The organism is Shewanella sp. YLB-07 (assembly GCF_009377275.1).
The window spans coordinates 66,877-76,107 of sequence record NZ_VOQB01000006.1; the positions used below are offsets into that span (position 1 = coordinate 66,877).

Annotated in this window: 8 protein-coding genes and 1 pseudogene; 7 read left to right on the forward strand and 2 right to left on the reverse strand. The window is 47.8% G+C overall.

Annotated features, from left to right (window positions below):
- Window positions 1–717 precede the first annotated feature (717 nt).
- From FS373_RS14495 to FS373_RS14505, 3 genes are all read left to right on the forward strand, one after another.
- Window positions 718–2,982 carry a LodA/GoxA family CTQ-dependent oxidase gene (locus FS373_RS14495; RefSeq protein ID WP_152829712.1) on the forward strand — a complete coding sequence of 755 codons (2,265 nt, stop codon included), beginning with the start codon at window positions 718–720 and terminating at the stop codon, window positions 2,980–2,982.
- Window positions 2,982–4,055 carry an NAD(P)/FAD-dependent oxidoreductase gene (locus FS373_RS14500; RefSeq protein WP_152829713.1) on the forward strand — a complete coding sequence of 358 codons (1,074 nt, stop codon included), beginning with the start codon at window positions 2,982–2,984 and terminating at the stop codon, window positions 4,053–4,055. The genes FS373_RS14495 and FS373_RS14500 overlap by 1 nt, the downstream gene beginning before the upstream one ends.
- Before the next feature lie 346 nt (window positions 4,056–4,401).
- Window positions 4,402–5,541 (forward strand): hypothetical protein, encoded by a 1,140-nt coding sequence (locus FS373_RS14505; protein WP_152829714.1) that lies wholly within the window; start codon window positions 4,402–4,404, stop codon window positions 5,539–5,541.
- 178 nt (window positions 5,542–5,719) lie between these two features.
- Here the strand turns inward: FS373_RS14505 and FS373_RS14510 are convergent, their stop codons facing one another.
- A complete protein-coding gene (locus FS373_RS14510) occupies window positions 5,720–6,319 on the reverse strand; it encodes a DUF2913 family protein (protein WP_227992832.1) in 600 nt (199 codons plus the stop codon).
- 365 nt (window positions 6,320–6,684) lie between these two features.
- Here FS373_RS14510 and FS373_RS14515 point away from each other — a divergent pair, with 365 nt between their 5' ends.
- From FS373_RS14515 to FS373_RS14525, 3 genes are all read left to right on the forward strand, one after another.
- Window positions 6,685–6,897: a hypothetical protein gene (locus tag FS373_RS14515; protein ID WP_144046444.1), complete on the forward strand. Its 213-nt coding sequence runs from the start codon at window positions 6,685–6,687 to the stop codon at window positions 6,895–6,897.
- 85 nt (window positions 6,898–6,982) lie between these two features.
- The gene (locus FS373_RS14520) at window positions 6,983–7,270 is read left to right on the forward strand and encodes a HEPN domain-containing protein (RefSeq protein WP_144046445.1); all 288 of its coding nucleotides are present in this window, start codon (window positions 6,983–6,985) and stop codon (window positions 7,268–7,270) included.
- Window positions 7,271–7,620: 350 nt separating this feature from the next.
- Window positions 7,621–7,734, forward strand: coding sequence for a JAB domain-containing protein (locus tag FS373_RS14525; RefSeq protein WP_322619513.1), 114 nt, complete (start codon window positions 7,621–7,623; stop codon window positions 7,732–7,734).
- 149 nt (window positions 7,735–7,883) lie between these two features.
- Here FS373_RS14525 and FS373_RS32025 read toward each other — a convergent pair.
- Window positions 7,884–7,990: pseudogene (locus tag FS373_RS32025) on the reverse strand (GNAT family N-acetyltransferase); the annotation flags it as partial.
- A gap of 983 nt (window positions 7,991–8,973) precedes the next feature.
- On the opposite strand from FS373_RS32025, the gene FS373_RS32740 reads away from it, so the two are divergent.
- Window positions 8,974–9,099, forward strand: a complete 126-nt coding sequence (locus FS373_RS32740) for a hypothetical protein (protein ID WP_407695645.1) — start codon at window positions 8,974–8,976, stop codon at window positions 9,097–9,099.
- The last annotated feature ends 132 nt before the right edge of the window (window positions 9,100–9,231 follow it).

Consider the following 9,231-nt stretch of genomic DNA (forward strand, 5'->3'; position numbering starts at 1 on the left):
ACGCCCCTCTTTATGTTTTAAACCGATTTCCTCATGGACTCTTTCAGTACCGACCAATTTCCTATTACATGATCAATTGAGCAATTAGCGGGTTTTGCCGCTTTTCATACCCTTAAAGTGATACACGTGTTGCTCAAATGTTGTTTTCATGTTGTTTTCCTCCTTTCTTTGACCCCGATGGCCGCAATAATGACCCTGCTTTAACTGGGGGGAGTGACGATCAATGTCGGCGCATGGCCCAGATTTTTTAGTCGTTTCGTTAATCATGAGAACAGTGAATGGAAGTCACGCACGCTAGCCAAACGCCTGAAAAGGGGAGTTTCCACTCCCGAGATTATACCTTCATTGAAAAAATCGGCGAAGGCGGATTCAGTCAAGTCTACAAAGCCATACAACACAACACCCAAAAGTACGTTGCGATTAAATTTCTGATCCTGTGCGGTGATGCCAATCAAGATAAAATCGCCGCCATATCGCCCATGTGTATGGTGAAGCGGGGATCGGAAAATCGCGTTTGGTACTTGAGCTCCTCGAAAGACTGCCCGCCCGCCGATACTGCGTGGCTCAATGTTTGCCAGAACATCAAAATAATACCCTGTATCCCATTCTCAATTTACTCAAACACCAATACGCCCTCGTGGGACTGTCAGAAATACAGTGCCTCAGCCAAACCCAGATGATCGACCACACCGCTCTCAAGGCGACTAAGGACAACACATGGACACTTCAACAGTAAAGTATTTGATCTATCCCGCTATCGGTATTGCACGAGTAGGCAATAGTGAGACTGAACATCTTATTTCCCCCGATTTGATCAACTCGCCCCTGGATAGCAGCGTAAATTACAAAGATGATGCGGGAAAAGTAAAACCCCAGGCGGCCAAATTTCGCATTTATGCCATCGCTGCAAACGGCAAGGTGATAGAGGAGATCACCGCTGATAACGCAGAGTCGATTGAGTGGCGTGTCCACTTAGCCAATCGTAAGGCGATTAACTATGAGTTTCAAAATGCCATGGATCTCGGTCCCTCTCTCTCACTGGATTGCCCTCTGCGAAATGCGCAGATCAGCCCATTGGCAGAGAGACGCACAAAATTGCTACTCGATCCCGGCTCAAGAACCATCTCAGGATCGTGCCGGCAGCAAAGTAACGCCAAAGAGGGAGAGCATTTTTGTTTCGATAGCGCCCAATTCTATGCCGGTACTGCGTATCAGCAAGATGTCTATTTAGGCCAGTTGCAAACGGACCCTCTGGGACGACTGCTTGTCCTTGGCGGGCGAGGAAAATCCGCTAGCTTTGATGGTAAACCTGCCGTCACATTCGCCAACAATGATGGCTGGCACGACGATGTGTCCGATGGTACGGTCAGGGCCACCATTGTCATAGATGGTCAATCTTTTGAGACCGAGCCCGCCATGGTGGCCGTGACTCCCCCTAATTTTGCGCCTGGGATTCAGGGCGCTGTGACCTTACTCGATGTCGTCGAAGATCTGTTTGAACAACACCGGTTGATCGCGCCGATCACCGAGGTCGATTTTTACCGTGATATTTACCCAATCTTGAAAAGCTTAGTGGATAACCAAGCCGTCAATGCGGGGTTCTACTTTTCGTTCGGTGAAAATGCGCCCGCCAATTTTACCTCAGCCGATCTGCTCGCGAAGTTATCCAATAACAGCCAACAACACCTAGCGCTACGTCAAAAGTTGTTCAAGCAGTTTAGGCCAAGTGAGACTGTGGCACAGTTTCAACGCATCAAGGCCTCCCTCGCATTGCCCAATCCCAGTGTGTCACCCGCCGATCTGCAGTTTGTCTCGGCATTGATCGAACGTTCGTTGCCCAGCATCCCCAAAGCGGAACTGCTGCAAGTGATGGAGCAGATAACGGCAATATTGGATAATCCACCGCACCAACCCGGCCTCACCTTGCAGGTCGGAAACATAACCAAACAGGCCATTTCTGCCAGCCAAGAGGCCATTCAAGCAGATCTGTTACCGCCATTCTATGGGGATACCTATGGCGATTATTCAGATAACCCCTTAGCCAACTTGAGTCTGACCGACAGGCAATATGGCGCATTAACGCGCTGGGCCGCTGGCGATTTTGTGGATAATGGCGAGCTCGACCCTATCAGTTGCGTCGAAGTCTTAGATCTACAAGCTCAACCTCAAGCGCTCACTCGTGGCCATTTAGCACAGTGTTTAGGCGGACCTTTTCATCCTGGGATTGAACTGACCTGGTTCTTACGACGGATGAGTATGTGGAATAAGGACAACCCAATCGATAACATGCGGCTGAATATCTTAGCCGAAGATGAAGAACCCAAGGACTACTTCGGGCCTACACTCACACCCGAAATCGCACTGGCTGAGATGTTCAACGCCAGCGGCCCTGGCACCTTAACGCGTTTCATGGGCGTGCCCTGGCAAACCGATGAAGCCAGCTGTCGCTCAGGACAAGATTACGATCCCGCATATTATCTGCCATTGGCCAGTTTCTGGTCTGCCAGAGTACCCAATCAAGTATTAAGTCAACGCAGTCTTGAACGACTGAAAGATCAATCTCTAACGCCGCTTCAGCGTTTGAAACATCTCGATTATCGTCAAGACTGGCTCAGATTTTTCAACTCTACAGACTACCAAACGCAGATCAATGGCATGGTACAGGACTGGGATAAAGTGGGCATTGTGAAGCAGCAGATAATCGATCCGCCGTTACGCGTTGAAAATTACCAATTAACCTCGCTGTGGGTCGAGTCTGAAGTGAACCCCAAGTTCACGGTCAATGATCCAAGCTATCGCCAACTACTCCATATGGAAGGGCTGGTCGCTGGCACGGATGAAGCATCCCGCACCAGTGCCAGTCATGATCAGTACACCCAGATGCTACGACAACTTGAGCAAGAGGATGTGGAGTTCGCCAACCGCAATGAATCACCGAGGGAGACCTTTACCCGTCAACAGCTGTTTGGCAAGCATCGCTAGTGCAGCACTATGATGTGGCCATCATAGGCGCCGGAGTGGCGGGGATGGCCATCTCGGCTGTTCTGGCCCGCCAAGGACTCAGCGTCGCGCTGGTTGACCGAGGGCAGGCTGAAGGGATCTCCACGGGGGAATGTTTAATGGCCGACGCGCTGCCCATCATGGCGCGGTTAGGGCTCGATACCGATTTCATCGCCGCCAATCATATCGCTTTGCAGTCCTATCGGGTGTCTTGGGGGCAACAGCAATCCTATGAACGTCACCTTGTGTCCAGTCCTACCGGACCGGGGTGGATCGTCGACCGTCATCAATTTGATAGCATGCTATTGGCACAATGCCATCACTATCAAGTCAGGGTGCATTGGCAAGCCACACTGGATCATGTGCACCGGCAAGCAGATGACCACTGGTTGCTGACCTTTAAGCACACCGATCCGCCGGATATCCGTGCCCGGTTTGTGATTGACGCCAGTGGCCGGGCAAGAGCGCTGACAAAGCAACTGGGGATCAACAGCCTACAACTGGATAAAATGGTCGCTAGCTGCTGTCATATCGAGAACGATAATCAGCATTTTACTGGCACGGCCCATATCGCGAGTGATGTTCAGGGGTGGTGGTACTATGCCAAATACTCCGCTTTACGCGGGAGCCTGTGTTATTTTTCTGACTCAGATCTGGGTCTACCAACCAGCCCAGAAGCCTTGTTATCCCAGGCAGCAAAACAGACTCCGCTAGTTAATATCCTTGCCGGAACCCGGCCGATCAAGCATACCTTTAAACGGTGCGCCGCCTATTCGTCAGCCTTACAAGACTGTACAGGTCATCATTGGCTTGCCGTCGGTGATGCGGCGGTCAGTTTCGATCCTCTCTCCTCCTATGGCATGACGTCTGCGCTGTCAGGCGCGTTCTATGCCAGCCAAGCCGTTATGCGCTTTTTCAATGGGCAGCCAGAGTATCTGCAGGTGTATCAAAGTTTGATTCAACGGAATTATGTGAGTTATTTAGCGCGTCGAGAGCAAGAGTACACCAAAATTAACCCCGAGCTGAGCCTGTTTTGGCAACGCCGGCACTCGTAATACACGGATGTTGAACGCGTCATCATCCGTGTTACCAGGCCAGTATAGGCTTGGTTTACCCCGTTGCAGTCCGATAAACCATTGACTGTAGAATAACCCCATCATGGAGATGATGACGGTACCCAACATTGTGCTCTTAGTGAGTGATGTCGCCTTCAGTATCGTGATCTTTCCGACGCAGTGGACGCAAATGATCACATCACTCTATCGTGAATGTTTGAACGTAACAGTAATAGTAATAGTAATAGTAATAGTAATAGTAAGCGTGAGAGGGAATGAAATAATCGCTTGTGGTGACATTCGCTTTTTCAGGGAGGTTATCGCCTCAATAACAAGGAACGTGATAATGACAGATAGCACCGAACAACAGGATAACTGGTATCAGCAGATCAGTGTGGTTGACGCCAGCCTCAATGCGCAAGCCATTGCCAACATTGTGAAAATAGACAGTGAAATGCTGGTGAACATGAATGAGTTGCAGGTTCTGACTCAGCGGGATTTAACCCAGTTTGGTCCCGTTATTGTGGCCCAGTTTACCCCAGGGGGCGGTAAATTTACCTTAGTACACTGTGAGTATGGTAAGCCCTCTCGTATCACCGTTGAGCCGGTTGCTAACCTCTTTGCTATTGCTAAATCAATCGCGCATACCCCATTGGGCATTTACGGCTGTTTTGGGGCTTACAGTACCAATCCACTCAATCAGGGGTGGCGTTCCCCCTTAACAGATTACCGCAACGTCATTGAAAATGGCTTAATGAGTTTGCCCGATATTGAGGTTAAAGATGGCTATCAGATTGATGAGTCCCTCGCCGCATTGTTGGTCAGTCGACTCAATCAGGTCACGGGACAATTTGATGGTGCAGCCCCTGTGCTCAATCATGACAATGTACTGTCGCACATTCAACAAGTGTTCCACACACTGTTGAGTGCCTCCATTGATTTTATCGATACGCAGGCACTGACGCTCGAACGTAACCAATCCCCAGCCAGAGTGTTTCAACAGTGGTGTGCTCAAACCAGCGATGACGACAATGCGCCAGATGACACCGTGTATAAACTGATCACGCAATGCCAGGTGATTGCAGCGACGGCACAGGCTTATGGGATCACGTCGATGATGAAAACCTGGCGCAAGGCATTGACGGCTGAACAATGGCAGAAACTGTATGCTGTGGTCGAAGGCGAGTGGGTGACCAGAGAAAGTAACTCCATTGCCCAATGTATGTTGCCTGAAATGGCGGAGAAGCAAGCGGCATTAAACCAGCACTTGATGATTGTCACCAATCTGGAAGGTGTCTCTGCGGCATTGAAATTCTTGGCCAGGATATTAGAAGACCGTGCCGCGGCGGCGATGATCTTAACCGAACAAACTCAAGACCGCGAACACCTCTCTGGACAAACCGATCTCTTAGGACCTGTTATGCAACGTGTGCTCTGCCCCTACCAGATCCCCAATAATAACGACGGTCCGGTTTTGACCAATTAAGTCAAAGAAGCGCTGAGCGCGATCATGCCGAAACAATTGACCGCGAAAATACGTGCTGAATACAGCAAAGTTAAGGCGCCTGTGGATGCGACAAAATAGCGTGTTTACGCTTACTTTTGCAGTTTGAGAATCAGGTGCTTTCAATTGAACGATTAGTACACGAAACCCTGCTTATTTATCAGTGAGATCGCACGTTAGTTTTCCACGAATGCTTTGGGTGTAACAAGATATGCCCTTGCTGTGTATCTTCAGTCAGCGGTTGTAGCTCAGCACTAAATACCCCTGTTCGCTCAACAACCTCTATAACATCATGGATCCGATTCGATCCCAAAAATAACGACACCGGGGCTACTTGCTCACCGACCTGATTAAATGCATGCGCAACATCTTCTTCTAGCATGTAAATGAATTCTGCCACGCCTTCATCATTTTCATTCACCAACTGATTGCCTAAGCCCTGCTCACAGCGCAAGATTTTAAGTAGATCAAACAACTTATGCACATCAGTGGATCGTTTTTCTGGGTCTTGATACACCTTTCGAACTTCTACAAGCCTAGTTTCTAGATCCCCCTTGGCACTTCGGCCAATAGCAAGCAGACCTCTCAGTTCTCTTTTGATCTGTCGATAATGGTTGTCTTTAAGCTTCGGCTTTAAATAACGTACCAAGATCTCATTACGCTTAGACATTGGGATAAACCGGGATGTTTCTTCGACGGAAAAGTAAAGATGCAAGAGTGCGTTATCGACGAGATCACTCACTAAAGTGTTGAAGGCCATATTGTTCAAAGAAATACCTAAAGCAGTCAGATTACAAATCAGGCTGAAGTTTATCAGTTTGAGCCGGATGCAAAACTATCCACTGGGACATCTTGCTATAAATTAAAAAATAAAATCCACTTATAATCCCCAATGAGTAACCTGAATATAAAAACGATGTGCTTTTAGCCGTTTAAAGAGTGCTGTCTGCCACTAAGGCAACTAGGCATAAGTCACTGCCTCTGGCGTGTCCTGCTCCCAGCGACCGTTTCCATTATCATGGAACCATGAAAACGTTCCTCTATCACCTGCCCAAACAGAAAATCCATGAACTCAAGCCAGTCATGTTGAACAGAATGACCGCCTCAGTCAGGGGTTATTAGCACATGCTCAACGAACACCTGTTAGCCGAAGACATTACCTTCATCAATAGACGAATTCGCAACAGTCAGTACTTCTACATGGATATCAAGCGTGAAGGCATTATGTTATATGACACGGGTAACTTTACCCTTGGTGAAGCCAAAGAGCTGACGGCACTGGAACGTCATCTTCTGGCGCAGGAAGTTTTTGACTATTGGATGAAAGGTGCTGGTTAGGTTTTTTCGTTTCGGTGTAAGCGAAAACTGTCTCAGTAATGAAGCCTTTCAACTGCATTAAGCCACTGAACGCTTTTACTGTGCCATGTTGTTGGTTTTTACCCGCTATAAACCCAATAGCCACGATTTAAAAAAGCTTGGCGGTCGAGTAGCCAGTATTGAGTCGGAGTTTCTCACCGTGTTCCTGCAAGGGACCGAAGAGGAGCGCTGGCTCTTTAAATTGTTGCGAAAAGGCTATGTTGATGCGCGCTATAAACCCAGCTATGTGATAACCAAAGAAGAGCTGGAATGGTTAGGTGAGAGAGTGGAATATCTGCAAGCCCTGACCGAACGTTTGTGTAAAGCCAAAATCGCCTGTTATCTGGATAAATAGCTCACTTATCTCAATGCAAATTGAATAGCCAGCTCCGTGGCTCTAGCCTCTATGCCCCCTTTTGTTGATTGCCTGAATGTCAGGATGATGAAAGTACGCCTTAGTGGGAGGCTTGAGCCCAGTGCAGGCGAGGGTGGCACTTGGCAACAGGTGCCGCCTATCCGACAGTTACCTCTTAGCGTGGTTGCTCTTATCCCTTTTCCCCTTTTCTTTGTTAACCGCAACGAACATCGAACAGCCTTAAAATATAGTGGCACAAGCAAACGACTGATTGGAAAAATTCACTGTCATGACAGGAGCTCACCATCAGGTTTAAGACACCCTTCAATGACCGTTAAGCTTGGCAGTGTATCGTCACTGAACGCGTAGTTAGGGTATTAGAGGTGTTGGATGTGCAGGTGTTAGACCATATTGTGGTGGGATTGAATGAAACGGTGTCTTTTGCTGAAAGAGGCTGGTTATAACCCGCAGCAGGCCACGCGATGTGGCCTTAATATGTTGGCAGGAGCAGGCAAACATGGGGAGAGCGTTGAATAAGTTTTCGATAGCCCATCACCTCGTAGATTTAAAGGGGGGCTAACTGCTTGGAAAACACCGTTAGCGACTCTCACGTCTAAGTGAATAATTGACCGACTGTTTTCTTGGAATAAACATCCTAATTCTGTCATTAATTTCACAGAGAACCTCAAAACCATATTTTGCGCAAAATGACTCCGCCTGTTGTGCCACTACACTTCTTCACTATTTGAAGAGGTGAATTTCATGTATTGCGAACGTACGCCTAATTAGAGCTCGTAAATAAGCCCACATTAGTTCATCGATAACACATTTTGTTGCTGATAGCTGGGACGTCCACATAAATTCTTAGGAGAGCGATGCCCTGAAAATATTCATCGGATAATTTTGGGATTATGCAAGTTAAAAATAAATCACATATCTTCACGTTACTTAGCTAGCTAGATGCGTTAAATATAAGCAACAGGCGAAAAAGCTCAAATAAATGGTGGGATCTTATAATTGCTTATCAGGTTGAGTTAGGTTTGCTTCTAAATATCGGGTAGCAACGAATTAATCTGGTCTGATCGCTTCGGATACCTTGATTGTGGGTCATACGATAATCAATCGAGGTGAACATGAACACAACACGTCAGTATCGAGCTTATGCCAAAGAATTCAAAGAAGACGTCATCGGCTTCATCACTGAGCAGGGCGACACTGTCCCACAAACTATAGATGCGCTAGAAGTACCGTCAAGACTGCTTATGACTGGAAAGAGAAGGCTGAAGATTTAGAGATCTTAACCGTGAGTTCAGATGAAAAAGCAGCGTTGTTAGCGCTTCGAAAAGAGGTCGAACAGCTGCGGGTGGAGAAAGAAATATAAAAATACCCAAGGGGCACGCCGAGTCCAGTGGCTTCTTTCACGAGATAAATGAAGTGAATTTTCGGTGTATTCGAGCGTATTTTCCTCGCTCCGCGATAAAAATGCTTTGTGATGTTCTGCAAGTGAGTCGCAGTAATTTTGGTGGTTAGTCAGGTTCGTTAACATTATTAGCGAACGAGAGCGTAATTTATACCGAACGGCAAACGTCTTTTTAACCGTAGCTAAGGCAGTTTAGGTTCTTGTCACTAGCCAAGCAACTCCGCCTAGACGGCTTCAGTATCGATCGTTACCGCACTCGTAGCATCTGCGAAAGCTCGGCTTAGTGGCCACCGAGCGTCAAGCTGACAAGGTAACGACGAAGCGTAAACACAGTGATAGCGTTGCAGATAACCTGCTGAATCTGCAACTTAATCCTACGCCGGCGATTCAGGTTGGGCTGATGATGTGACCTACTTAAGGGCGCATAGTGGGTTGAGCAGTATCAACACGCTTGACCGTAAGCTTACTTAGTTGAGCGGGCATTACCAATGGCATTAAGGCTACGCAAGCCAGAGGTGTCAAGTTTCATCGTGACAGAGGC

Coding starts and splice junctions, on each gene's coding strand:
- FS373_RS14510 (WP_227992832.1), bottom strand. CDS start 6,319: ATGGCCTTCAACACTTTAGTGAGTGATCTCGTCGATAACGCACTCTTG.
- FS373_RS14520 (WP_144046445.1), top strand. CDS start 6,983: ATGTTGTTGGTTTTTACCCGCTATAAACCCAATAGCCACGATTTAAAA.
- FS373_RS14505 (WP_152829714.1), top strand. CDS start 4,402: ATGACAGATAGCACCGAACAACAGGATAACTGGTATCAGCAGATCAGT.
- FS373_RS14495 (WP_152829712.1), top strand. CDS start 718: ATGGACACTTCAACAGTAAAGTATTTGATCTATCCCGCTATCGGTATT.
- FS373_RS14515 (WP_144046444.1), top strand. CDS start 6,685: ATGCTCAACGAACACCTGTTAGCCGAAGACATTACCTTCATCAATAGA.